Raw genomic sequence first — 26,398 nt, forward strand, 5'->3', positions numbered from 1 at the left:
GCTTAACAGATTAAGCCGGAATATCACGCACAGATGCATTACGAATTGCTTCTTTTAAGGCTTCATAGCCACGAATTGGCGGGAATTGCGGGAATTCAGCAATCACATTGTCAGGGGCATCAAACAAGAAACCTGCATCTGCTTCGCCTAGCATCGTAGTATCGTTATACGAATCGCCTGCCGCAATCACACGGAAGTTTAAACCATGGAGCGCTTTTACCGCCTGACGTTTTTGATCCGGCTGACGAAGTTTATAAGCAGAGATCATGCCTTCTGCATCCGTTTCCAGCTTATGACAGAAAATAGTCGGCCAATCCAGCTGCTTCATCAATGGATGCGCAAACTCATAGAAGGTATCAGAAAGAATAATCAGTTGAAAATGTGTGCTCACCCATTTCACAAATTCTTTTGCCCCCGGAAAAGGCCCCATTTCTGCAATCACTTCCTGAATATCATTCAAGCCTAAACCATGCTGTTTCAAGATATTCAGACGTTGGGTCATTAGTACATCATAATCAGGAATATCACGAGTCGTCGCTTCAAGCTCTTTAATACCGGTTTTTTTGGCGAAGTTGATCCAGATTTCTGGAACCAACACACCTTCTAAATCTAGACATACGACTTCCATGAACATTCCCTCTAAATGGTATTGAAAAAAATTTGCACTATGATAGCTGAAGAAAGCGATTTTGCACTGTAGTTTTTTAAATCTATTTTTTTCATAAGTATTTATTTTTTAGTGATAAGTCAGATAAATCAATTCTATTAAAATAGGAGTTAAATTAATTAGTATAGGCCATGTCATTTCCAAGCCTATATCGCCAGGACTCTCATGACCATCATTCCGACTATTGATCGTATCGATGCACTTGCATCCGAATATACAGATAAATCACCCAATGAAATTTTAGCGCTTGCATTGAGCCAGCAAGGTGAAATTGCCATTTCATTTTCTGGTGCCGAAGATGTGGTGTTGATTGATATGGCGTCTCATCTCGGTAAACCCTTCCGTGTCTTCAGCCTGGACACAGGACGCTTGCATGCGGAAACCTATCAGTTTATTGAACGGGTACGTAAGCATTATAATATCGAAATTGAAATTTGCTTCCCGGAAACTGAAGCAACGCAAAACCTCGTCACCGCAAAAGGTCTGTTCAGCTTTTATGAAGATGGCCATCAGGAATGTTGTGGTATTCGCAAGGTACAACCACTGCGTAAGAAACTGGCGACCCTAGATGGCTGGATTACCGGTCAGCGTAAAGATCAAAGTCCGGGTACACGCAATGAAATTCCTGTCGTGCAGGCAGATTCAGGATTTTCAGGCCCCGGAAAACAGCTGATCAAGTACAATCCCCTGGCAAACTGGTCCAGTGCTGATGTCTGGAGTTATATCCGCATGATGGAAGTGCCTTACAATGCCCTGCATGAAAAAGGTTTTGTTTCCATCGGCTGTGAACCCTGCACCCGCCCTGTCCTGCCAGGACAGCATGAACGTGAAGGGCGCTGGTGGTGGGAAGAGGCCACCCATAAAGAATGCGGCCTGCATGCCGGCAACTTAAAAAAATGACCGAACATGACCACCGATTCGTCGGTGGTTTTTTGTAAACCAATCATCTACAGAAAAATCAGTACCTTTCCATGTCAAAATCGCTATACTTTGTCATGTCTATATTAATAATTCTAACAAGGTTGTTCGGATCAGAGCAGCTGAAAAAAGTGCAGTGAGGCAATCTACGCTATGCGTCCATTACATCCAATTGATTTTATTTTCTTAACTTTAGAGAAACGTCAGCAACCTATGCATGTAGGCGGGCTATTTTTATTCCAGATTCCCGAGAATGCGCCAGCTTCGTTTATTCAGGATTTAGTTACTGATATTCAAAACTCCAAATCATCGCCGATTGCCCCTTTTAATAATTATTTAAACGGCCTGTTTTGGGATGAAGACCAGGAATTTGATCTCGATCATCATTTTCGTCATATTGCCCTGCCGAAGCCGGGCCGTATCCGTGAACTGCTGACCTATATTTCACAAGAACATAGTGCGCTGATCGATCGCGCCAAACCTTTATGGACCTGTCATATTATTGAAGGTATTGAAGGCAATCGTTTTGCCATGTATTTCAAGATTCATCATGCCATGGTGGATGGAATCGCCGGCATGCGTCTGGTCGAAAAATCGCTTTCCCATGATCCAAATGCCAAAAGTATTGTACCGCCTTGGTGTGTAGAGGGACCACGTGCCAAACGTCTTAAGGCACCTAAGGTCAACGGGTTTAAAAATATCCTGCAAACCATTAAAGGCCAACTGGAATGTGCACCACGCGTCGCTTATGAGCTGTCTCAAACAGTCATGAAGGACATGGGCCGTAATCCGGATTATGTATCGAGTTTTCAGGCACCAAGCTGTATCCTGAATCAACGCGTCAGCGCTTCGCGTCGCTTTGCCGCACAGTCTTTTGAATTCTCACGTTTACGTCATATTTCCAAAGCATTGGGCGTGACCATTAACGACATGGTACTGGCGATCTGTTCAGGGGCACTGCGTGAATATTTATTAACACAAAATGCCTTACCCAAAAAACCGTTGATTGCCATGGTTCCGGCCTCGGTTCGCAGTGACGATTCAGATGTTTCCAACCGCATTACCATGATTCTGGCCAATCTGGGCACGCATAAGGAAGATCCTATGGAGCGTCTCAAAATTGTACGTCGTAGTGTACTGAGTGCCAAAGAACGTTTTAAACGTATGAATGCCAACCAGATTCTAAACTACAGTGCCTTTGTTTATGGTGCGGCAGGTCTGAACATTGCCTCTGGCTTGATGCCAACACGTCAGGCATTCAATGTGATTATTTCTAATGTACCGGGTCCACAGGAACCGCTATATTGGAATGGCGCACGTCTCGAAGCGCTTTACCCTGCTTCCATCGTACTTGATGGTCAGGCACTCAATATCACCATGACCAGCTATCTGGACAAACTGGAAGTTGGCTTGACAGCATGCCGGAATGCCCTGCCGAAAATGCAGAACCTGCTGACGCATCTTGAAGAAGAAATTCAGCGTTTTGAACGCATTGTAGAGGGTGAACCTACCCCAAAGTTACAGGCGGCGAGCTAGCCGCAGATAAATAAACAGAATAGCCGGACTAAAAAAGTGCTGATCACTTTTGCCAGTCCTTGAGCACAGAATTAAGGGGCTGATATGGCCCCTTAGTTTTATTTTTAAAATTATTTTGAATTTTTTTAGATCTTTTGCATCGACTTGCCACCTGGAAGGCGATCTGGTTTTACTTTATATGACGCCCCGACGATCACAAAAAATGTGATCAGCTCTTGATGGTACGGCACTGTTGTAATAATTGATGACAGACGTTACGGACCATGTTTGCGGTAATTTGCACTTCATTACCGCGCTCATCGACGATATATCCTGCATGTACAGTCTTTGGTTCTAATACGTGTTTTAGGCCTTTATTGATTACTGCTTTACTCATACTCATTACACACTCCTTTTGCTAAGCCTGTGACTGGGAGAAACGGCTTTGGCTAATTCATGCATCTAGTATTGTAAATAAAGGCCTCATTGTAAAATTTCAGATGTAACAAGTGTTTAACGATATTCTGTTACAATTTCAGCTGAGAATGATATCGTATTGCTCTTGCGTATACAGATTTTCCACTTGGAACTTAATCACTCGATTAATGAAATGCTCTAGATCAGCGACTGCTGGCGCCTCTACTGTCAATAAGCGATCAATTACAGCAGGATGCGCGACGACAGTAAAGCCACTCTGCGACTCATAAGCCCGGGCATAACGCAGAATTTCTCTGAATATTTCGTAACATACTGACTCGGCGGTTTTGACATAACCGCGTCCCTGACAGGTCGGACAAGACTCACATAGCAGATGCTCCAGCGACTCACGCGTCCGTTTCCGGGTCATTTCCACCAAACCTAGTTCCGATACCTGAGTAATTTTGGTTTTGGCATGATCGCGTTCCAGCATGCGCTCAAACTGTTTCATCACTTCTTCACGATGCTGGGCTTCCTGCATATCAATGAAGTCGATGATGATAATGCCACCGAGATTGCGCAGGCGTAACTGACGTGCAATCACCTGAGTGGCTTCCATATTGGTTTTAAATACCGTGTCTTCCAGTGAACGCCCACCGACATAAGAGCCAGTATTCACATCAATGGTGGCCATGGCTTCAGTCTGGTCAATCATCAAATAACCGCCCGACTTCAAGGCGACACGGGTTTGCAACGCCTTTTGCAGATCTTCTTCGACATTATACAAGTCAAAAATTGGCCGCTCACCCGGATAATGCAGAAGCCGGTCTTGCATATTCGGTACAAATTCTTCGACAAACTCTTGCAGCTTGGCATGAATTTCACGCGAATCGACGTAGATCTTGGCGGTATTTTCATTGGCCAGATCACGAATGATCCGCTGTGGCAAAGGCAACTCTTCAAAAATCAGCGAGGGAACCGCAATAATCTTCTGCTTACGCTGGATATACTCCCAAAGCTTGGCCAGATAAGCCATATCCTGGGCAATCGCCTGTTCTTCAATGCCTTCAGCCGCGGTACGTACAATCACTGAACCAGGTAGCTTATGTTCCGCCTGAATCCGTTCAATGATAGAACGTAAACGATTGCGCTCTTCCTCAGATTCAATCCGCTGTGACACCCCAATATGATTGCCATAAGGCATCAGCACCAGATAACGCGAAGGAATAGACAGATCTGTGGAAAGACGGGCACCTTTGGTACCCAGCATATCTTTCATCACCTGAACCGTAAGAACCTGACCTGGCTGAAGCAGTTCAAACACATTTGGAGTCGGCTGCTGGCGCGGCCAGACCATATCATTGATATGCAAAAATGCCGTTCTGGACAGGCCAATATCCACAAAAGCAGCCTGCATGCCCGGCAAGACCCGCACCACTTTGCCTTTATAGACATTTCCGACCAGACCACGCTTGGCCGTACGCTCGACAAACAGTTCATTGACCGTGCCGTTTTCAATCAACGCGACCCGACATTCCATCGGCGTGACGTTAATCAACAACTCGTCAGACATAATTACACTCAAAACATTATAAAAATTCTTTTTATCAGCAGTTAATTTAGTGCCTTAACTGTCTGTAATAACTGTACGGTTTCATAGAGCGGCAAGCCGACCACATTGGAATAGCTGCCTTGTATTTTTGGAATATAACGTGCTGCAATCCCTTGAATCGCATAAGCCCCGGCTTTCCCCAGCGGCTCACCTGTGGCCCAGTAACTTTCCATATCTGCGGTGCTCAGGGTTTGAAATTCAACCTGTGTACGTACCACTATACTGTATTTTTCATCTTTTGTACGAACACAGACGCCACTATAGACATCATGCCACCGACCAGAGATTTTTGTCCACATTTCAATGGCATGTTGCTTGGATTCCGGTTTGCCCAAAATCTCGCTATCGACACCCAGACTGGTATCCGCAGCAATGATGATTGCATCCGGATAACGCTCGGCCACAGCATCGGCTTTGGCTCGTGCCAGACGTTCAACATAGACCGCGACCGATTCACCTTCATGTACAGATTCGTCAATCTCCGGACTGTAAATTTCAAAGTCCAGTCCGAGCTGCTGTAATAACTCGCGACGTCGCGGCGAGCTGGAAGCAAGAATTATATGCGCCATTTCTTCAACATATAGTAGATGACAGGCCAGACCAGAATACTGGTCAGCACTGGAATCCAGTGCCGGGCAAAAGAAAATTGCACCCCTGCCACCAGCTGGGCAAAAAAGATCATCAGCAAATGCGCCACAATTGCCAGACCAGTAATCACCCAGAGATTATTAAAAGTCAGGATACGGCGTTCGCGGGTCAGAAAGCGGGCTAAAAATGCGATGATAATAAAGCTCAGCGCATTCAGTCCCAAAGGTGCATCCAGCAGTAAATCAATAAAAATACCGGTGCCAAAGGCAAACCAGATTCCGCACCAGGTCGGCTGACACAATACCCAGAACAGCATCACCATCAGCATAAACAGCGGACGCCAGCCCGAGAGCGTATAAGAAAGTGGATAGACCATCAAAATCGAAGCCACGATCACCGAAATGATAATGGCAAATAACGGATCGCGATGCTTTCTGGATTGCATCTTAGCGATTGACATGCGGTTGCTCCATCGCTAATGAGTCGGAAAATAACACCACCACATGATGCCCGCCGGCCAACTGCGCCGCTGGCGTCACATCAATCTGGGCAAATTCACCTGAATTATGGCGTTGTACTTTGGACACCTGCCCGACCAGATAACCTGCCGGGAAATGTTGACCCAAGCCCGAACTATAGACTTTTTCACCGACCTTGATATTGGCACTGGTTGGTACATATTCCATTTTTAAACGCCCCAGATCGCCTGTGCCCGAAACAATGGCACGCATTCCGGTATGTTCCAGACGCACGGAGAGTGAATGTTCCTTATCGGACAACAGCATGACCCGGCTGCTATGCGGATAGACATTGATAATCTGCCCCATGATGCCCTTGTCATCCAGCACGGTCTGCCCGACTTTCAACTCGTTATTCGAACCACGGTTGATCACAATGATATGTCTTAAAGGATCGGCATCGGTGCCAATCACTTCCGCAATTTCAATACGCCCGTCAATGATCAGTGGTGTATCCAGCAGGCCACGCAAACGGGTATTTTCCGCGGACAGTTCAGAAATTTTTTGTAAGCGAACTTGCGCCTGCAATAACTCGGCCTGCATCGCGGTATTTTCCCGACGCAACTGAGCTTCAGACTTGGTTTGTTGATTCAACCACTCTCGCGACAATACCGGATAACTGGCCACAGCATAAATAGGATTATAGGCCGCGTACAGGACATCCCTTGCAGGTTGCACAACATGCGGCATGCGCCAATCGAAGAAAAGCACCACCAGACATGTGACCAATGCAATGATAAAAGAGCGAAAAGATGGCGGTTGTCGAGAAAACAGATGTGCTTGCACCCGCCGAATCCTTTTCTTAGCCTACGAATAACATGTCATGATTTGGATTGTCGAAAAATTCGAGTACCTTACCACCACCACGGGTTACACATGAGAGTGGATCTTCTGCAACCACCACAGGCAGGCCGGTTTCTTTGGCAAGCAGTTTATCCAGATTACGTAGCAATGCACCACCACCGGTTAATACGATGCCACGCTCTGCGATGTCAGAAGACAGTTCAGGCGGGGTTTGTTCCAGTGCCGATTTTACCGCAGACACGATGTTTTGCAGCGGATCAGAAATGGCCTGAGTCACTTCATCTGAATTGACCACAATCGCACGTGGTACACCTTCTGCGAGGTTACGGCCACGAACTTCAATTTCCAGCGGTTTCGCACCTTCATCAGGCAATGCCATACCGACTTCTTTTTTGATCACTTCAGCCGTGGTTTCACCAATCACACAGCCATGCGCTTTACGCACATAGTTAATGATCTGCTCATCAAAGACATCGCCACCAATACGTAAAGAATCTGCATAGACACAGCCCTGCAGGGAAATGATCGCAATTTCAGTGGTACCGCCGCCCACGTCTACCACCATCGAACCACAGGCCTGCTCAACTGGCATACCCGCGCCAATCGCAGCCGCCATGGGTTCTTCGATTAAACGCACATCACGTGCGCCGGCATTAAATACTGCTTCACGAATCGCGCGACGTTCAACCAGAGTAGATTTGCATGGCACGCATACTACAACACGCGGTGCCGGGGTAAACAGACGGTTTTCATGTACCTTGCGAATGAACTGGTTCAGCATGGTCTCAGTGACTTCAAAATCTGCAATCACACCATCTTTCATCGGACGGATTGCTGAGATATTGGCTGGGGTACGACCTAGCATTTGTTTCGCTTCAAGACCTACAGCGGCAACAATTTTATGTGAACCGCTATGACGGATGGCTACAACCGTTGGTTCATTTAATATAATGCCTCGTCCTGGCGCATAAATAAGTGTATTTGCTGTACCTAAATCAATGGCAAGATCTGGTGAAAACAAGCCTATTAGTCGTTTTAGAATCACGGGGACGTTCTCAATTAAACTTTATATGGACGCAAGGTGGCAACTTTAACTAAATGTGATGATTTGGACAAGTCAATCGCTTATCATAACGCATGATAATTTGAATTTTTTTAATACTGATTAGGTAATATTATGTCTACATCGGATGCACAGCATTCTGCAGATTTAAGTGCAGAAACAGTTTCAGCCATTGCCAACCTTGCAAGGTTATCTTTCAATGATACGCAATCTGCTGAATATGCTCAAAGTTTAAATAAAATTTTAGGCATGATGGAAACCCTGAAAGGCATCAATACCGACGGAGTTGAACCGCTGAAGAGCCCTTTCGACCATCCTCAGCCACTACGTGAAGATGTCGTCTCAGAAAGCAATCATCGTGAGCAATACCAGGCAGTTGCACCGGCTGTTCAGGATGGCTTATACCTCGTACCGCGCGTGATTGAGTAATTACTACCCAGTTCATTCTTTTTATTAAATTAAACGTAAAGAATTATTTCTCATGACAGATTTACATCGCTTATCGATTCGTGAACTTAGTGAAGGCCTGGAAAATGCCCAGTTTTCATCACGCGAATTGACTCAACATTACTTAAAGCGCATTGCAAAAATTGATGCTCAGGTGAAGTCCTATGTGACTGTGACCGCCGAGCAGGCTCTGGCTGAAGCCGATGCTGCAGATGCCCTACGTCGTGCTGGTGGCGCCAACGTTTTAACCGGTGTACCGATTGCCCACAAAGATATTTTCTGTACCCAAGGCATCAAGACCACTGCCGGTTCTAAAATGCTGGACAATTTTATCTCTCCTTATGACGCCACCGTTGTCGCAAAAGGCAAAGCTGCCGGCCTGGTCACTTTGGGTAAAGTGAACATGGACGAATTCGCCATGGGTTCAACTTCTGAAAACTCCTACTACGGCGCAACGGCCAACCCTTGGAACCTGGGCCATGTCCCTGGCGGATCTTCAGGTGGCTCTGCTGCTGCTGTTGCAGCCGATCTGGCACCATTCGCCACCGGTACAGATACCGGTGGTTCTATTCGTCAGCCTGCATCATTCTGTGGCCTTACAGGCTTAAAACCGACCTATGGCCGTGTATCACGTTTCGGTATGATTGCCTATGCATCATCTTTGGACCAAGGCGGCCCGATGGCGCGTTCGGCAGAAGACTGTGCTTACCTGATGAACGTCATGGCCGGTCATGATGCCAAAGATTCAACCTCGATGGATCAAGCGGTTGATAACTATGTGGCGAACCTGAATAACACCTCGGTGAAAGGTTTACGCATCGGTATTCCAAAACAGTATTTTAATGTTGCCGGTTTGGCCGAAGACGTGAAAGCGCGTGTTGAAGAATCGCTGAAAAAGTTAGAAGACATGGGTGCTACGCTGGTTGAGATCGACCTCGACATGACGGAAAGCTATGTTCCGACTTACTACCTGATCGCGCCTGCGGAAGCATCATCGAACCTGTCACGTTTTGACGGCGTGCGTTATGGCTACCGTGCTGAAAATCCGGTGGACCTGATGGATCTATACAAGCGTTCACGTTCAGAAGGTTTTGGTGCCGAAGTTCAACGTCGTATCCTGATTGGAACTTATGCCCTGTCTGCAGGTTATTACGATGCTTATTATGTGAAAGCACAAAAAGTACGTCGCTTGATTCAGCAAGATTTCCTCAAAGCCTTTGAGTCTGTCGATGTGATTGCTGCACCCTCTGCGCCAACCACAGCCTATAAAATCGGTGCGGATCTGACGCCAGTTGAAATGTACTTAGGCGATATTTATACGCTTGCAGTCAATCTGGCAGGTCTTCCTGCGATTAACGCGCCTGTTGGTTTTGACCAGAACAACTTGCCAGTTGGCTTACAGCTGATTGGCAATTACTGGTCAGAATCGCAATTGTTGTCTGTGGTACATCAGTATCAACAGGCTACCGATTGGCATACAAAACGCGCGGCAATTGCTGAGGAGAATGCATAATGGCTAAGAACACTGCTAAACCAAAATCTAACCTGATTGATGGTTGGGAAGTGGTGATTGGTATCGAGATTCACACTCAGCTTGCCACCAATACCAAAATTTTCTCAGGCTCATCGACTGTGTTTGGTAATGATCCAAATACCCAAGCCAGCCTGGTTGACCTTGCAATGCCGGGCGTACTTCCGGTATTGAACAAAGAGGTAGTTGATCTTGCGATTCGCTTTGGTCTGGGCATCGATGCCTACATCGACCAGGCGTCTGTGTTTGCACGTAAAAACTACTTCTACCCGGATTCTCCAAAAGGCTATCAAATTAGCCAGATGGATAACCCGATTGTAGGCTTGGGTCATATCGACATCCAGCTTGAAGATGGCACAGTAAAACGCATTGGCGTAACCCGTGCGCACCTTGAAGAAGATGCCGGAAAATCGATTCATGACCAGTTTGAAGGCATGTCAGGCATCGACCTCAACCGTGCCGGTACACCGCTGCTTGAAATCGTATCTGAACCAGATATGCGTTCAGTAGAAGAAGCCGTTGCCTACATTAAAGCGATTCACACCCTGGTACGTTGGTTAGGTATTTCTGACGGGAACATGGCGGAAGGTTCATTCCGCTGTGACTGTAACGTATCGTTACGTCGTCCGGGACAACCGTTCGGTACACGTTGTGAATTGAAAAACCTGAACTCATTCCGTTTCATTGAACAGGCGATCAATGTTGAAATTGAACGTCAAATGGAAATTCTGGAATGGGATGGCACCATTGATCAGGAAACGCGTTTATTCGACCCTGTGAAGATGGAGACGCGTTCAATGCGTTCGAAAGAAGAAGCCAACGATTACCGCTACTTCCCTGATCCAGACTTGTTACCTGTGGTGATTGCGGACGAACAAATCGAAGCGATTAAAGCAACCATGCCTGAGCTTCCTGCGGCACGTCGTGCGCGTTTTGTAGCTGACTTTGGTGTGACTGAATATGATGCTCACGTTCTTACATTGACTCGTGAAATGTCAGAATTTTATGAGGAAGTCGTTAAGGCTGCTGGCGGCGCTGCCCAAGGTAAAGTGTCTGCAAACTGGGTGATGGGTGAATTCTCAGGGGCTTTAAACAAAGCTGGTTTAGAATTGACTGACTCTCCTGTATCTGCGGAAAAACTTGGCGGTATGATCGCGCGTATTGTGGACAACACAATTAACGGTAAGATCGCGAAGCAAGTATTCGGCTTTATGTGGGATGAAGGCAAATCTGCGGACGAAATTATTGCGGAAAAAGGCTTGAAGCAGGAAACTGATACAGGCGCAATTGAAGCGATTATTAAAGACGTGCTTGCTGCTAACGAGAAGATGGTTGAAGAATATAAATCTGGTAAAGAGAAAGCTTTCAACGGTCTTGTTGGTCAAGTAATGAAAGCAGCGAAAGGTAAAGCGAATCCTGCTCAAGTAAATGAATTAATGAAGAAATTGATTGGTTGATCTGATCTTTCCTTAAAAGAAAACCCGCTTTAGAGCGGGTTTTTTATTTTATTTTGAAAGTCCTCTTCATCTAAATTTTGAACTTTTCTACAAAAATGCACAAAAGTCATTTTTAATAAAAAATACCATGCATAAAAAAATCCAACCTGATCATAACTATTTGAGCCTACTAAACCATGAGCAATATCATTTCTAATATTAAAACCATTAGGATGAGTAAATATTGTTTTTAGCTCAATGACCAAACCTTCACCAAACAATTTTTTGGTCTCTTCCTTTTTCAATAAAGCGTTAAGACTGAGCTCAGTTTCTATACCTTCTTCAAGCAAAGTAGTTCTAATATCTGAATTTTTAAGATGATTTCGAATAATATGTTCGATCTGTGGAGCTAATAAATGAAGAGATGTAAAAAAATCACCGTCGTATCCATAATATAATCCTCTAGCTATATCTATTGATCTATCCTCTGGTATAAACGGAGAAAATTGTGATAGATGGCAAAAATCCTCTAATCTAAGATTGTGCTCTCTTTGTAAAATCTTAAATCCTTCTATGAGGGCAAATTTTACCCAAAATTCTGTATCCTTCTTACATTCTGCAATCATTTGTATTTCTAATTGTACTTCGTTTAACTCATCAGTACCCTGTGCTGTTGACCTCCTCACTACTCTTGCATCCCCAGCGAAATGCTTCTCTCCAAAAAAATTAGATAAAAATTTATCTTTATTTTTTTCTAGTATTTCACTCTTCAAATCCTCCAATTTTATAGCAGGTTTGATAGACAAAAATTTATGTAAAGCTATTGGAAATTCCTTACCGCTGAGTTCTGTATGAACCCATCCTATTATGCCTTTTACATCAACTTGATGTGTAATTTTAGGGGCAGTTTCTAAAAATAGCTGAGCAGCTTCATGCATCTTTTCATATAACTGTTGCTCCATTTGAGCATACTGGAATTTTCCTCGAAACTTCCTTTGTATCGTCGCTATAATTTGTAATGCTTTTTCATAGGAGTCTTGGGCTAATACAGCTCCTACTATTTCTTTTTTTAAATGCTCATCGCCTTCTTTTTGATAAAGTTTAGCCCGTCGCATAATAATTTCAGAGGCATTATCAAATTGTTTTAGATTTTCATATATACCAATAACTGCTTTTAAATAACTATCAACTAAATGAATATTATCTTCTTTACACAAATCAGCTAATTCAAGGTATTTTACAATTAATTGATTTTCGTAATTCGCCATTAAACCATAATTAACTAAAATCTCTCCTATTCCTAGAACGACAAAGTCTTTAGGCTGACATTCATTTAAAATAATTTTTATTTTATTGAGCCTCATTTTTTCTATATCAACATTAACCTTTGGATTGTTTCCAAATTTAGCAGCTAAAAAAAACACTCGTTCATGGCAAATTCCGACATCCTTAAACCAATTTTCTTTTGTTTCCTTAATTGATAAATAAGAGTCGATTGCTGTTTGTATCCAACTAATATTTTTAGGTTTTTTTAACAACCATAATATTTCTGCTACACGCGCTTTTAACCATGCATTAGTTAAATTTTCATAGCCTTTATCCAACACCTCTATTTCTTCTTCTGATAAATCTTCGGGTCTAGCACTTCGCCCATACTCAAGAAAATTCATCCTTTCTTTTAATGGTTCATTCATACTCGTTGGTATCAGCATCATGAAGCAAATTTTTGAATACAATTCCAATTCTTCTTTTAGTTTTCCATTTTCTAGGTTTTTAACTTTGGCGTTCAACCAATTACTTATATTTAAATATCCATAAAAATTTCCATCTTTAGAAAATTCTTCTAATTCTTTTTCAATTTGCTTCCATTCAGACATAAAAACCCTCTTAATCAACTAAAATATTTTCTTAAATATTAATAATGTGCCACTTTTAAAGCTTTACTTATACATCGCATACTAAAATAACATGACCATCAAAAAAGTATCCTCCATCTCCAAACTCGAAGACTTAAGATATATCCAACTTTCAAAGTAATTCTTTATTCGTGATTTCAGAATCCCCCTCCTTGCGAAGCTTCGCTTCTCACCTTTGAAAAGGGGGACTTTGTCACGTAATCAAATTGATACACGTAGTTCCCTCTCCTTTTTTAAAGGAGAGGGTTAGGGAGAGGATTATTATTTAAATTCCTAACATTTATCCATACAATCAATCCAAACACTTCACACCAAAAACAACATAACCATCAAAAAAGTATCCTCCATCGCCAAACTCGAAGACTTGAGACACATCCAAAGCCCTCATCCCCCGCCTTCTCCCAGTGGGAGAAGGAGCTGTCATTGCTAATTAAATACCATAATGAATTTTGTAATGGATATTCCCTCTCCTTTTAAGAGAGGGCTAGGGAGAGGTGATTAAAAAAAACCCAGCTCACAACCCCAACCTATTCAACAAATCCGGTGTCAAAAAAGTTGTGACCAAGCGATTCAAATCGATATAACGCAGCACGCCTTTAAGCTGATTATTGATCTCAGGATTCTTTAAAATTTCCTCACCTGTGGTTTTGCCCAAAGCCTGAAAACTATCGCCAACAGCCTGCAAACCTTCAGCCTGAATCACCGCCTTAGTCTGGGCTGAGCATTGCTCCACTAAAATTCGCTGCAACACTGTCGCCAGATTCTTATCCAGCGCTTCCTTCTGCGTCGCAGTCACATTGCTAAAGGCCTTTAAATCCGGATGATTGCCCAATGCCACAAATGTCCATTGCAACACCGTTGTTTTATCGGTCGCTGTCGTCGATTTCACTAAACAGTCACTGAGCTGATCGACCGTTGGGCCAGCCATGCTCACCTGCGCGACACCAAGGCATATTGCACCCAGAAAAAATGAACGTACACGAGAAGAACTTTTTAAACCCATCACCACTTCCTTTTAATAAGACATCAGCATTTTGGCGCTGAAAACAACTTCTTTGTATCATGTAAAAAGGACATATATTGATAGAACTCTGTAAAACCTGAACCGGATTTAAAATTATTCAAATATGAAAGCTGCCCTAATCCTGCTATTCATCAGATGATGATGTCGATCAAATAAACTTAGCGCTATGATTCAAATTAAAATAATAAAAACAAAAAAATAATCATGATAAATACAAACATATTCTACAGCCTCGTTCTTTGGGGACTGGTTCTGTTCTTTAGCTTGAGCGTATTGTTATTGATCCATCCGGCTTCTCGAAGCTGGATGCTGGAGTCGCGTGATCTCCCCAGCAAACCGAGCCGGATCTCGTCTGCCCTATCCAATCTGATCGGACTGATTTTTTATCCCATTCTTTGCTGGATCAAAAGCATCCTACGGATTCTGGATTAAGCATATTGAATGCAGTATCTATTTTAGCTGTCTTAAAAGATTCTTCGCACCGCTATGATTATAGTTGCCAGACAGATTTTGCAAAATACGTTTGGCCTGAGCTTTAGCATTCGGGAAACGGTTGGCATAGGCCGGAATACTGTTCAGACAGCGTGCCACCAGCATGCCGGATTCAGTATAAACCCGGGTTCCCTCAGTGCCCTGCAATTTGCCATAATTATAGGCGCGCTGCGCATTATTGCAGGCATTGTTCAGGTTCTTGCCACTGTTAATATCACGGCGTGCTGCGACATAAAGTTTCATCTGCTGCTGTTGCGGCGTTTCTGCCAGCGAAGCTCTAACCGGCACTACCGTGGTTGCGGTCGGCTTTTTCTCTGCTTCTTTCTTTTCTGGTTCCTTTCTTTCCAATTCTTTCCTTTCCTGCTCTTTACGCGCTGGCTCTTTCAGATCAGTAGTTTTTGCCACAGGCGTTTTTACTGATGTAGCAATCTTTTTCTGGGGAGCGATAGTGGCCTTATTGCTAGCAAGATAAAAGTTTCTCGCCTCTGTGCTACTCATGACCCGGGTCAACAGTTGCACACTGCGGTTCTGGCTGCTTTTATCTATCTGGCGCTCAGCAACCGGCTCAATCGAAACAATCCAGCTTTCAGCCAGGTCGTCCATGCGACACTGATAGGCACCACTGCCCTGTAATACACCCCGATTGACACTCAGACGTTTACGTTGAGCCGAATCCCCCACAGCACTAAATTTACTTTTATAAAGCAGGGAAAATTTACCGCCCTGTTCATGACAATATTGGGTCAGAATCGAACGCGGATACATCGCCTGAGTGGTATTATTTTTTTGTGATGGTCCCCAAAGATAAATATAATCCTTCGCACGACCATCAGCCTGATTTAATGCTCTTTTGGCAATCAGCTCTTCAGGGCTGGCAAAAGGATGTAAAACTTCTGATTTCAGCCGGCTTATACTATTACATCCGGCTAAAGCAGCCGCCCCTATTATTAGAATTATTACTTTCAGCTTCACAGCAAATATCTCAACCCCAAAATCCTCTATAACATAGCCTAAATAGCATAAAACAACAAACACAAGATATTGATAAGTATCAAATTTCAAAGTTAATAAAGTGCTGCTTCACTCATTATTCTGCTGAGTATGCCAAGTTTCATCCCAGAAAGCTGACCTAGGTATCATTCTTGAAACACGATCACAAAACAACCAAACCGAATCAGGAATAAATAAAAACAGCACATTAAAAAGCCGAAGAAAGATAGGAATCCTTCTTCGGCAGCTTCTTCAGGAAATGCTACAGATTTTTATTATCATGCGTAAAACTTACTTTATTCTCTATCGCCTTGCCTGAACAAGATCAACATCAGAATAATTTCCTCAACGTACATTTCTTCTTTTTATACGTTAAACCGCTGGAAATTAAACACCATCTTCTGCGCTGGCCTTTAAGATTCTAATCAGGAAAACGCAACCTGAATACCCCAATATTGGGATGTTCTATGCCTATTTGGCCAGATCATCAGACCAACGGTCAGATTAATATTTTCAACTGCGTTTTATTGCTAATTTACATATAAAAAAGCCAAAGAGAAGGTTCTTTGGCTTTTCGCAAGTAAATAGCTTTCCTGGAAAATATCAATCCAGATGTGATTCGAAAGCTCTTAAGCGCTTATAGATCGACATCAATTCGATAATGGTTGGCCATGACAGAATCAGGTACTGAAAAGACTCTCGTACCTTGCCAAACACATTTAGAATTTGCATCATCAAGCCCAACGTGATCGTTCCTGCAGCAATACTCGGGAACAGAATAAATAAACCGTAAATATTGTCGAGCTGCAAGTACCAGATCCGGACCATGTTGAAATAGGCATAGTGAAAATAAAGACGGAAATAATTCCAGCGTACCCGGCTAAACAATTCTTGCAAGGTAAGCGGATGAGCCCGATCGGCATGATCTTCACCATATACCAGTTCCTTACGGTACGCAGCCTCAACTTTCTGGTTATTAAATTCCAGTCCTGGCAGTTTCATCCCCACCACCATCAAAATAACGGTACCCAAAACTGCCCAGCCAATAGAAGCCCACATTAAGGCATGCGGTATTTCGCCAACAATTGGTAATACTTTCACATGACTAGATAGTTGATACAGGATAGGCAGGAATGCCATTAACAGCATCAGTGCCTCAATCAGGGAAACGCTCAGCTGTTCCGTCGTTTTGGCAAAGCGCATGGTATCTTCCTGAATACGCTGTGATGCGCCCTCAATATGCCGTAATTGTTCCCAATGCGCGGTATAATAGTTATTCATCGCGGTACGCCAACGGAACACATAATGGCTGACAAAAAACAGGTTAAAAACCGCCAGCGTGACATAAACCAGCGCAATATAAATGAAGGTCAATGCTTCCTGATAAAGAAATGAAACATCTCCTCCACCACTGCTTAGCATTTTCTGGATCTGGTCATAAAACGGACTGTACCATTCGTTTAGAACCACATTGACCTGTACCCCAAACCAGATATTAAACAGGATAAAGGCCGAGCCCCAGACTGACCAGCGCTGCCAGGGATGCTGCGCTTTCCATTTCCAGAACAGGGCAAATATCGCAGTGGCAAGCAAGAACCACAGATAGAACCAGAGAAACTTGGCTGACCAGAAACGACTAACCCCAATAGGAAGCGTAATATCCTGATAACCAGGGCTTAAACCCAGATACGTGCCCCAGCCTGATCCGCCACTATGCCAAAGCCCGAGATTGATAAAAAACCACAGCACCAGACTGCCAAAGAACCAGACCGGTTGTGGAAAAAATGACTTAAACATGCTGGTTTAATTCTCCTGATAGATCTTGCTCATCCAAAACATGCAGAGTTTATTCTTATTTTCAGGTTTTGAATGTTTTAGGGCATTAATTTTCAATTTAATGTAAAAAATCACATATCGATACATAATCTATATAGAACTTTATAGTTATCTATTTTCTCAAGTACTTTGCTTTTATGAACCATGCAATTCTGAATCAATCACTGATAAGTCGGGCAATCCAACTCGACATATTCATTCTGATTTTTTGATTATATGATATATTTTCAACTGTTTTAGATCAGTACTGCCTGTCGGTTTGAACAAGAGTAGATAAGCTTCTTCTATCTTACAAAAAAAATAATTAAATCAAATAGTCATCAGATTTTTTATGGATAGTAATCTCAAAAAATCATGTTGATTCTGCTGAAACAGTTCTTGACCAAGTTCTCAGTTTTTGCAGAAATAGTTAAATTTTCAGAAATCATGTTATGATTTAAACATCGAAAAGTAATCTTATTTTGGAATAAAACTATGGAAAGTTCAGTCATTGAATTACTTAAGCCCATCACCTTAGAAAAAGAAAACTGTACCCCTATCATTTTTGAAGCAGGGACTGTTTTAAAAGTAGTGATGCAAACTCCGACCAGTCTTTTAGTAAGCAATGATGATGACTTTAACTTTACCATTCCTCTAAAAGATGAAAATGAAGTGTGGCGAGAACTCTAAGTCCTTTCCCCCAGTTTGTATAGACGGGTTGTATCTGTCGCAGCTTTTTGACTTCTAGTTGCATATTTAAATGATATGACCCTGAATTGACTCCCTGTCTAACTCGACCATGCTGCTTTCCTTACTTCCTCAAAATTCAATCGCTTCTTGATCCAAAGAGTTTCAAGCTGTTTGAATCAGCACTCATTGAGAAAAATGCCTTGATAAGTGAAATTTCACTTAAATTATTTATCTTGATTGCATCTATTAACAGCAGTTTTTTAATTTTGTGCAAGTTGTACTCGCTTGAAGATGCTTACTCATAACAGATTTTCTGTTTAGCTCAACTTCAATGAGCTAATATTCTTCCATCTTAAAAGTGGAATATTCTGATGATTTAACGCCAAGAAATCGAATCAATCATTCTGCTCAAATAATTTTTTTATACCAAATGATAAAATCATCTATCTGGAAATCAGAAATTGAAACCTGAAATTAATTCCAAAGAAATTCAAGGAATATACAAGTACGCAAATATCCATTTAAAGAGATCTATACGATAAAAAAATTCATCTCCCTAGCTGTGCGTATTTCCTTTTTTATACTCTCTCATATTTTTAAAAATTTAGTACTTTCAAAAGCTTGAAAATTATTCAATATATCCAGAACAGGGTTAATCAATTTATTAAATGATCCAATTTAATTAAAATTATAAAAGTTAATCGATGCTACTTATATTTAAAATCAAAGATATTTTTAAAATAAAATCAGGTTTTTAAAATATATAATGATGAAAATATTTATTAAACTATCAGCACTCAGCATGATTTTATTATCTTTTAAATATCCAGAAAATACACCTTTACCTAAATAATTTAGTCATCAATCATCAGAATTTATCTTTAATTTTTTTAAACATAATCGTAGTTTTTAAAAATCATGTCTAAATTTTACAAAGTAACTGTAGTTGTTAGAAGTGTTTCTTTTCTGCACCTAAAGCCGGTCTGTTAAGTGAAATATGCTATAAATTTATTAGATCAAAAATCAATCAGGCAGTTTTAAAATTTAAACTATCTTTATTTCAACCACTTAGGTAGAATTTATGTCCGCTCCACAAGCTGATCAAGGTACAGAAGATTCACTGCTTGAATCTCCTTATATATTACCGCAAGTAATTTTAACTCAGCTCAACCCGGTGATTTATTCTGATAAAACTGTTTTATTTCTCGATATTGATGGAACCATTTCAGAATTCCATCCAGATCCGGCAAAAAGTATAATTAAAGCCGAAACCTTAAATACCCTAAAAGAGTTACAACAATATATTGAACTGGTATTGGTGACTGGCCGCTCTATTGTACAAGCCCAACAACTTATTTATCCCTTCGACTGGAATATTGCTGGCTCTCACGGTCTGGAATTACGCTATCAATCGCATTTAAGCAATTTAATTAATTTAAATTCTGAAGAACTTGAGTTATTAAAAAATTATATTGCCGAACATGGTGCTGAGCTACCTCAGGTTCGAATAGAAATCAAAGACTATTCAGTTGCACTGCATTTTCGTGAACATCCATCTTTAGAAGCTGCGGTACATACTTTTGCCTTGGATTGTCTTACCCATTTTCAAGCATTTGAACTCAAGGCCGGGAAATTTGTGTTTGAGCTGGTACCCAAAGGTGCCAACAAGGGTTCAGCTATTCAAACAATTACCCAGCACTCTCAATTACGTGATCATTACCCCATTTTTATCGGAGATGACCTGACCGATGAAGCCGGATTTCAGGTGATCAATACATTAAAAGGCTGCTCGATTAAAGTTGGCGCTGGCAGCACCGTGGCACAACATCGGCTCGAAAACGTCACCCAGGTACAGGCTTTTTTAACCGAGCTTTTAACAATATTCAAAGCACAACAACAACAATTATTGGAGCAATCACATGTCGAAACTCATCGTGTTATCAAATCGTGTGAATCTACCTAACCCAGGCAATACCCAGGCAGGTGGTTTAGCGGTTGCATTGCAAGATGCTTTGCAGGATATAGGTGGTATCTGGGTCGGCTGGAATGGATCCCGAGTTGACCAGAACAAAGAGCAGAAATTTCAAATCCTCAAACATCAGAATGTTGAATATCATACGAGTCCATTGACAGAATCTCAGTATCAGGGTTTTTATTGTGGTTTTGCCAATAATACCTTATGGCCGCTGATGCATGACCAGCCGCAACTTGTCGATTATCAGCCCCAAGATTTTAAAACCTATAAGGATGTGAATTTACGCTTTGCCAAGCATCTGAAACAGGTCGCCTCTCCTCATGATATCATCTGGATTCATGATTACCATTTTTTGAGCGTGGCGCATTATTGCCGAAAACTGGGTATGCGTAACCGTATTGGTTTCTTCCTGCATATTCCATTTCCTGAGCTCAAACTCTGGCAGACTTTAGCTACCCATCAGGATCTGGCACATCATCTGGCCCACTTTGATGTACTCGGATTCCAAACCCCGCGTGATCAGAAAAACTGTATCCACTTTCTGGAACAGAGCTTAAAAATCAAGCATCGTCATGATGAAATCCTGAATTACCAGTCAAGACGGATTTATGTGAAATGCTATCCAATTGGAGTGCATCCCGTTCAACTGCAAGATCAGGCGGCTGATAGTCAACTCAGTAAATTGCCTTTTGATCTCGAGACAGTCCGTCCTTATAAAAGCATTATTTCAGTCGACCGGATTGATTACAGTAAAGGCTTGCTCGAAAAAATCGGCGCTTTGCAAGGCTTGCTGGAAGATCAGCCCGAATTTAAAAACCAGTTTCAGCAACTGCAAATCGCCTGCCCATGCCGACTGGATGTCAAAACCTATAAAAACCTGTATGAGCAATTCCAATCTGCTGTCCATGAACTCAATACCCAGCATGGCACAGCAGACTGGCAACCTTTCAATTGTAGCTATGAAACTTTAGGTCATGAGGCCTTGATGCAGCTGTATCGCAAGGCAGACATTTGCTGGGTAAACTCGATCCGGGATGGTATGAATCTGGTGGCCAAGGAATATATTGCAGCACAGAATCCACTCGATCCGGGAGTATTGATTTTATCCAAATATGCAGGGGCTGCTGAACAAATGAAGGAAGCCTTGCTGGTCGATCCTTATGAACATGAGAGCATGTCCAAAGCCTTGAAAAAAGCGCTGCGCATGTCGAAGTCCGAACGTTTGGAACGTTATCGTTATTTAAGTCAAGGCTTGAAAAACTTTGACATTATTCGCTGGCGTGATCAGTTTATTACTGACTTGAAAAAATCGCAGAGTGTACGGATTTATCGTCCGGTGGCCTCAGGAATTTCCACCCAGTTTAATGTACATGCCTAAACAAACAACCATCGAAAAAAAACACCAGCATTATGCTGGTGTTTCATTTTGCAAAGGAGAAATAAGGTCTTTGGCTGGTTGTACTTCTTTGGGATCTGCAGTCAGATGATTCAAGATCACAATGCTGAATAGACCCATCGCAATGACACTAAAGACCAGACTCAGACCAATAATTTCACTGCCGAAACCGACCAGTGCCGGCCCGATCAGTGAACCTGTATAGGCAAATACCGAAACATAGGACAAGGCTACATGTGAAGCCAAGGTTTTCTGACGGCCTGCACGTGAGAACATCAACGGTACAATATTGGCACTGCCCAGACCAAGAATGGCATAGCCCAGTAATACCACTTGCCAAACGGGTGCAAAGACCACAGTCAATAAACCGGTTGCAGCCAGAATTGCACTCAGCAGAATGGTATTTTTTTCGCCAAATTGCTGAATAATGAGATGCCCGCTGAAACGTCCCAGCACCATCAAGGCAGCAAAGAAGCTATAAGCCAAACCAGTTTGAGCCGCTGGTAAATTAAACTGGCTGGCAAGATAAATACCACTCCAGTCCATCGCTGCGCCTTCGGACAGGAACGCCACAAAACAGATCAGGCCAATCCCTAAAATCGCCCAGGTTGGAGCTGCTTTTTTCGCAGGTTGTGCTGATGATGAGAGGTCTTCTGTCGCTGTTTTTGACTCAGTTCCCAGGCTAAAAGGAATAACCAAAAATGCAATCAGTAGCAGAATCGCACTAACAATAACCGCGCCAGTTAAGGGAGCCAAACCGAATCCCATTAACGTGGTCATGCCCAGCACACCAGCCAAGCCACCTAGGCTACATACGCCATGAAAACCGGACATCAGGCTTTTACCGAGTTTTTTCTCAACCTGTGCAGCCTGAATATTGACCGTCACCCCCAAAGCACCGGCACTGGCCCCAAAGAAAAACAGGCTGATCGCCATCATTAAATGATTTGGGCTATAAGCCAAGGCAGGCAGAATAAATAAAAATGCTGTTAAAACCACGCCAAGTACCGCACGGCAGCCTAATGTATTGGCAAGTCGGCCTGCCAGTGGCATCGCCAGCATTGACCCGATGCCGGCACACAGCAATAACAGGCCAAAGTCTGCATGATTGAGTAACAGGCGCTGCTGTGCATAGGGAATTAACGGCGCCCAGGCGGCGGTGCTAAAACCCAGGCTAAAGAAGCATAATGCAGTCGCAACTTTCTGCCATAGATGTGGTGATGGAGACTGAATTCGAGAAAGCAGAGTTTGATTAAACATTGTATTACCTAAAAAGAAGGCTCAGGCATCCATTACCGATCATCCATAGAAAAACCCCACAGACTTATAGCTAAAATGTATAAGTAGGCGGGGCTTAATTTGCGTGAATTATAAACAGAATAATTTTAAATGGAATAGCTTTTAGGCACGAATTTTAAGATTTTTTACAAGTGTCTGATTGTATAAAATTTATAGTTTTATAGTTTTATTTGCAAAGGCTGATCGGTTTTTTAGCAGTCTGTTTAAGCTCCAGATTTTGTAGAAAATGTGCAAAACCTGCTGCTGTTTTTGAGTTCAGTCGACTGCTGGTAGTCACTCTGAGCTGATTCGACCAGGTGATCTTTGCCCCCACCTGCTCTAGGCGGCGAATAAAATCGACATCTTCATGACAGTCCAGGTGTTGAAAACCTTTTACCTGTAAATAAGACTCGGTTTTAAAACATAAATTCGCACCATGAATATGCCGATGATCCATCTTGTCCTGATAGTGATTCAGATAAGCCTGACGGGTCAGTGCGCTTAAATGCCCCCATTCATCTAGATCGACCACCCCACAAATAGCATCAGTCGGTTGATGCTGCAACATGACCTGAAACCAGTCACGCTGTACAAAAGAATCGGCATCGGTGCAACAAATCCAGTCACAGCCCTGCTCGATCATCTGCTGAATACCCAAATGCCGTGCCTTTCCTACATTTTGAAAATGACCGGCAATCGCCTGAATACCCAGTTGCTGAACCTTGCTTGCAGTAGCATCGGTGCAGCTATCTAAAACCACCACAATCTTGATCTCGGGCAGAACTGCTGATTTTTCAAAATACTGTGCGAAATAAAGTTGTGCAGATTTTAATGCCAACAGGCAACGTTCAATATAGGCTTCTTCATTACAGGCAGGAATGACCACACCGATTTTCTTCATTTTAAGCCCTCCTGCTCTGCTACCGACCGGGTTGAATTCAGCCATAGATCTACCAGAAAATCCGAATCCTGTACGCTGAGACTATGCGCGTATTTTAACTGGGCTGTTAAATGTCGGTGTACATCTTCACCATTTAAACTGAAGCCTGAAATTGGTGCGCGCCAGTGACAACTCAAAATACATCCACCCGGTTCGAGTGCAGTATTTAACCATGCCAGCACCTGCTCTAATGCAGTCGCATCCAGATAATATAAAATCTCACTGACCACAATCAGCTGAAATTTCTGTTGTGGCAAGTCCGTTGGCACCACACGCTGTAACACCTGTACATGCGGATAGGCGTGCAGGCGCTGTTGAGCCAGTTGCACAGCAGTACTGTTCGCATCCAGACACATTAAACTATCTGTGCGCTCTGCCAGTTGCTGACTGAACATGCCATTACTGCAACCAATTTCAATCGCAGAAGCAAAGTGCAATTGTGGTAAGACAGCCAGACAAATCTGCCGTTTGCGCTGTTCATACCAGCGTTGTTCATATTGCCAGGGGTCCCCCTGGTTCAATGCATACAAGGCATCAAAATACTCCTGATCATAGGCGGTCTTACTGTTCATACAGATACACCTCCCAGGGCTGTAAAATACGTTGTAATGCCTGCTCTGGCAGAATAGGCGGCTGTTCTATGGTCGGGTCAAGCTCGATCTGGCTTGCAAAGCATCGTGCAGCACGAGACTTATATTGCAATTCTTCATCGCTTAACTTGAGTTGATGAGCGACCGCCCAGGGAATTCGGGTATCTCCAGGAGTAGCCCAATGCCAGGCCCAGATCAAGACCTGAATACAGGATAAATGCAGCTCTGTCGCCAGCTGCTGCACCATCTGTCCGGTAATTTCATGATCTGGATGTCCATCATGCACAAAGGTAGTAATCAGTACATCATTGGGCTGCAAATAAGATTGCAGCTGCTGTTTTAACAAGTCCCGCTGTTGTGCGACCCGGCCATCCTGAATATCCAGTGCAATCCGCAGAATATTCTGTTTCAAGGCCAATGCTTGCAAAGCTGCCCGCGTTTCAGCCGGGCGAATCTGGTTCAGTTCTTCTGGACTATACAGGCTTGAACCTGGATGGCTGGCCGTACCATTGGTGACGGCGAAAAGTACTATTTGATAGCCTAATTTATCCAGACGCTGAATCAGGCCGCCACAGCCCAGAATTTCATCATCAGGATGCGGGGCAACAATACAGACTCTGGCATCTGCTGGAATAACGCCGGGAATATCAAATTCAGGCATCTGTTGCAAAATCTGGCAGGAGCGCCACTCTTCGACTTGCGTACCTTGGCCCTGAATAACACGGTCTCCGACTATCTCGTGCCTTATAATGTCCATAATTCTTCCTCCTGCGCACTCAATTCGCCAATTCGTTCCAGATCAAATGCCGCATGGCTCTGACGAATAAAGACCGGCAGGTCGGCGGCAAGTCGGGCAAAATGCGGATGTCCACAAAATGGTGCTGCGCCAAGCGCTTTTCCCACCTGAGTCAGTACGTTTAAGGCAGTCGCTTCAACCTGGGCACGTAAGGCCTGAATCTGCAACTGATGAGGGAATTTAGGCTGCTGGTCTATTAAATCTGCAACCTGATAGAACAAGGCCTGTGTCGCTAAAAGCTCCCGGCTGATCTCTCCAAGATACATGGCCTTAAATGCATGCGGTTTCAACAAGACAGCCTGTTTTAAATATTCGGCCAGTCGGACAGTTGCCCCATACCAGCATGCAGCCACGCCGGCGGCGCCATGCCAGAAGCCTGCGCGATACAGATAAGCATTTGGAGCTGCGACTTTTTCAGCATTGACCTGATCCAGCTCCATTTGGGCAGTCAAGGTATGTTGCATGCCCACCGCATGCCAATGCTCCTGATGATGCTGAATACCGGTAGGTTGTTGCAAATCCAGAATCAGCAACTGGGATTGCTGCTGCTCATCACGATAAGTCAGCAGACCGTGTTGCACCCAGACCGAGGCAGAACACCAGGGTTTAACACCACTCAGTTTGCCTGCCTGCCATCTTAAAGGCTGAGGTCCGCCTTCTGCCGCCCAGACAGCCCATAATTCTTTGGGATCTGCCGGAATATGGAGTTCATGCAGAATGGCTAAAGCATCTAGATGCGATTCAAACAATTTGCCCAGGCTCAAACTGCTGGCAGAAACCTGACTCAGGATTTGCCAGCGTTTCAGTGTCGCTCCGGATGCAGGATATGGAACCTGATCAGATATCGACACCAGCTGCATCAGGGTCGTATAAATTTTTTCTTCTGGCTCCAAAGGAGAGTCTTCAAATCTTTGTAATATTGAACCGAGGTTCATGCATGCTCTTCCTGATAAAATACGGCACTGTTGTTGTGTTTTTAA

Annotated in this window: 25 protein-coding genes; 9 read left to right on the forward strand and 16 right to left on the reverse strand. The window is 43.2% G+C overall.

The annotated features are described in order from the left end of the window. Positions 1–10: 10 nt before the first annotated feature. On the reverse strand, positions 11–628 hold the full coding sequence (thrH, locus tag AC3IT7_RS11000) for a bifunctional phosphoserine phosphatase/homoserine phosphotransferase ThrH (protein ID WP_286379766.1): 618 nt from the start codon (positions 626–628) through the stop codon (positions 11–13). A 204-nt stretch (positions 629–832) separates the two neighbouring features. Here thrH and AC3IT7_RS11005 point away from each other — a divergent pair, with 204 nt between their 5' ends. Both AC3IT7_RS11005 and AC3IT7_RS11010 read left to right on the forward strand, forming a co-directional pair. Further along, positions 833–1,567, forward strand: a complete 735-nt coding sequence (locus AC3IT7_RS11005; RefSeq protein ID WP_475655241.1) for a phosphoadenylyl-sulfate reductase — start codon at positions 833–835, stop codon at positions 1,565–1,567. A gap of 171 nt (positions 1,568–1,738) precedes the next feature. Next, the gene (locus AC3IT7_RS11010) at positions 1,739–3,121 is read left to right on the forward strand and encodes a WS/DGAT/MGAT family O-acyltransferase (protein ID WP_489248500.1); all 1,383 of its coding nucleotides are present in this window, start codon (positions 1,739–1,741) and stop codon (positions 3,119–3,121) included. A 208-nt stretch (positions 3,122–3,329) separates the two neighbouring features. Here AC3IT7_RS11010 and AC3IT7_RS11015 read toward each other — a convergent pair whose 3' ends face one another. The 6 genes from AC3IT7_RS11015 to AC3IT7_RS11040 form a co-directional block, all read right to left on the reverse strand. Further along, the gene (locus tag AC3IT7_RS11015; RefSeq protein ID WP_475655239.1) at positions 3,330–3,503 is read right to left on the reverse strand and encodes a PA1571 family protein; all 174 of its coding nucleotides are present in this window, start codon (positions 3,501–3,503) and stop codon (positions 3,330–3,332) included. Positions 3,504–3,635: 132 nt separating this feature from the next. Continuing rightward, entirely contained in the window at positions 3,636–5,090 is a 1,455-nt protein-coding gene (rng, locus tag AC3IT7_RS11020) for a ribonuclease G (protein ID WP_475655238.1), read from the reverse strand. Between the two features lie 41 nt (positions 5,091–5,131). After that, positions 5,132–5,698: a Maf-like protein gene (locus tag AC3IT7_RS11025; RefSeq protein WP_489248501.1), complete on the reverse strand. Its 567-nt coding sequence runs from the start codon at positions 5,696–5,698 to the stop codon at positions 5,132–5,134. Further along, positions 5,686–6,177: a rod shape-determining protein MreD gene (gene mreD / locus AC3IT7_RS11030; protein WP_475655236.1), complete on the reverse strand. Its 492-nt coding sequence runs from the start codon at positions 6,175–6,177 to the stop codon at positions 5,686–5,688. Before mreD ends, AC3IT7_RS11025 begins: the two co-directional genes overlap by 13 nt. Further along, a complete protein-coding gene (gene mreC / locus AC3IT7_RS11035) occupies positions 6,164–7,021 on the reverse strand; it encodes a rod shape-determining protein MreC (protein WP_004279362.1) in 858 nt (285 codons plus the stop codon). The genes mreD and mreC overlap by 14 nt, the downstream gene beginning before the upstream one ends. A gap of 16 nt (positions 7,022–7,037) precedes the next feature. Then, the gene (locus tag AC3IT7_RS11040) at positions 7,038–8,084 is read right to left on the reverse strand and encodes a rod shape-determining protein (protein WP_475655235.1); all 1,047 of its coding nucleotides are present in this window, start codon (positions 8,082–8,084) and stop codon (positions 7,038–7,040) included. 132 nt (positions 8,085–8,216) lie between these two features. On the opposite strand from AC3IT7_RS11040, the gene gatC reads away from it, so the two are divergent. The 3 genes from gatC to gatB are packed head-to-tail and all read left to right on the forward strand — an operon-like array spanning position 8,217 to position 11,537. Then, on the forward strand, positions 8,217–8,531 hold the full coding sequence (gene gatC / locus AC3IT7_RS11045) for an Asp-tRNA(Asn)/Glu-tRNA(Gln) amidotransferase subunit GatC (protein ID WP_475655234.1): 315 nt from the start codon (positions 8,217–8,219) through the stop codon (positions 8,529–8,531). A gap of 52 nt (positions 8,532–8,583) precedes the next feature. Beyond that, a complete protein-coding gene (gatA, locus tag AC3IT7_RS11050) occupies positions 8,584–10,062 on the forward strand; it encodes an Asp-tRNA(Asn)/Glu-tRNA(Gln) amidotransferase subunit GatA (protein ID WP_475655233.1) in 1,479 nt (492 codons plus the stop codon). Then, complete coding sequence (gene gatB / locus AC3IT7_RS11055) at positions 10,062–11,537, forward strand: Asp-tRNA(Asn)/Glu-tRNA(Gln) amidotransferase subunit GatB (protein ID WP_489248502.1); 1,476 nt, start codon at positions 10,062–10,064, stop codon at positions 11,535–11,537. Before gatA ends, gatB begins: the two co-directional genes overlap by 1 nt. A gap of 29 nt (positions 11,538–11,566) precedes the next feature. Here gatB and AC3IT7_RS11060 read toward each other — a convergent pair whose 3' ends face one another. Both AC3IT7_RS11060 and AC3IT7_RS11065 read right to left on the reverse strand, forming a co-directional pair. Further along, positions 11,567–13,393, reverse strand: coding sequence for a DUF7380 domain-containing protein (locus AC3IT7_RS11060; RefSeq protein ID WP_489248503.1), 1,827 nt, complete (start codon positions 13,391–13,393; stop codon positions 11,567–11,569). Between the two features lie 553 nt (positions 13,394–13,946). Continuing rightward, on the reverse strand, positions 13,947–14,435 hold the full coding sequence (locus AC3IT7_RS11065) for a hypothetical protein (RefSeq protein WP_489248504.1): 489 nt from the start codon (positions 14,433–14,435) through the stop codon (positions 13,947–13,949). 225 nt (positions 14,436–14,660) lie between these two features. Between AC3IT7_RS11065 and AC3IT7_RS11070 the strand changes: the two genes are divergently transcribed. Further along, positions 14,661–14,888: a hypothetical protein gene (locus tag AC3IT7_RS11070; protein WP_489248505.1), complete on the forward strand. Its 228-nt coding sequence runs from the start codon at positions 14,661–14,663 to the stop codon at positions 14,886–14,888. 18 nt (positions 14,889–14,906) lie between these two features. Here the strand turns inward: AC3IT7_RS11070 and AC3IT7_RS11075 are convergent, their stop codons facing one another. Next, positions 14,907–15,920 (reverse strand): hypothetical protein, encoded by a 1,014-nt coding sequence (locus tag AC3IT7_RS11075; RefSeq protein WP_489248506.1) that lies wholly within the window; start codon positions 15,918–15,920, stop codon positions 14,907–14,909. Positions 15,921–16,541: 621 nt separating this feature from the next. Then, positions 16,542–17,735, reverse strand: coding sequence for a peptide antibiotic transporter SbmA (gene sbmA / locus AC3IT7_RS11080; RefSeq protein WP_489248507.1), 1,194 nt, complete (start codon positions 17,733–17,735; stop codon positions 16,542–16,544). Positions 17,736–18,248: 513 nt separating this feature from the next. Between sbmA and AC3IT7_RS11085 the strand changes: the two genes are divergently transcribed. From AC3IT7_RS11085 to AC3IT7_RS11095, 3 genes are all read left to right on the forward strand, one after another. Next, positions 18,249–18,443, forward strand: a complete 195-nt coding sequence (locus tag AC3IT7_RS11085) for a hypothetical protein (RefSeq protein WP_225552955.1) — start codon at positions 18,249–18,251, stop codon at positions 18,441–18,443. A gap of 1,081 nt (positions 18,444–19,524) precedes the next feature. Continuing rightward, a complete protein-coding gene (gene otsB, locus AC3IT7_RS11090; RefSeq protein ID WP_489248508.1) occupies positions 19,525–20,406 on the forward strand; it encodes a trehalose-phosphatase in 882 nt (293 codons plus the stop codon). Next, a complete protein-coding gene (locus tag AC3IT7_RS11095) occupies positions 20,363–21,796 on the forward strand; it encodes an alpha,alpha-trehalose-phosphate synthase (UDP-forming) (RefSeq protein WP_489248509.1) in 1,434 nt (477 codons plus the stop codon). Before otsB ends, AC3IT7_RS11095 begins: the two co-directional genes overlap by 44 nt. Positions 21,797–21,826: 30 nt before the next feature. Here AC3IT7_RS11095 and AC3IT7_RS11100 read toward each other — a convergent pair whose 3' ends face one another. The 5 genes from AC3IT7_RS11100 to AC3IT7_RS11120 form a co-directional block, all read right to left on the reverse strand. Then, complete coding sequence (locus AC3IT7_RS11100; protein WP_489248510.1) at positions 21,827–23,074, reverse strand: MFS transporter; 1,248 nt, start codon at positions 23,072–23,074, stop codon at positions 21,827–21,829. Between the two features lie 205 nt (positions 23,075–23,279). Then, complete coding sequence (locus tag AC3IT7_RS11105; protein ID WP_489248511.1) at positions 23,280–23,993, reverse strand: glycosyltransferase family 2 protein; 714 nt, start codon at positions 23,991–23,993, stop codon at positions 23,280–23,282. Beyond that, a complete protein-coding gene (locus AC3IT7_RS11110) occupies positions 23,990–24,604 on the reverse strand; it encodes a class I SAM-dependent DNA methyltransferase (protein ID WP_489248512.1) in 615 nt (204 codons plus the stop codon). The genes AC3IT7_RS11105 and AC3IT7_RS11110 overlap by 4 nt, the downstream gene beginning before the upstream one ends. Next, complete coding sequence (locus AC3IT7_RS11115) at positions 24,594–25,379, reverse strand: PIG-L deacetylase family protein (RefSeq protein WP_489248513.1); 786 nt, start codon at positions 25,377–25,379, stop codon at positions 24,594–24,596. The genes AC3IT7_RS11110 and AC3IT7_RS11115 overlap by 11 nt, the downstream gene beginning before the upstream one ends. Further along, entirely contained in the window at positions 25,367–26,353 is a 987-nt protein-coding gene (locus tag AC3IT7_RS11120) for an acyl-CoA dehydrogenase (protein WP_489248514.1), read from the reverse strand. The genes AC3IT7_RS11115 and AC3IT7_RS11120 overlap by 13 nt, the downstream gene beginning before the upstream one ends. Positions 26,354–26,398 lie beyond the last annotated feature (45 nt).

Source organism: Acinetobacter sp. KH_038, from assembly GCF_057839405.1.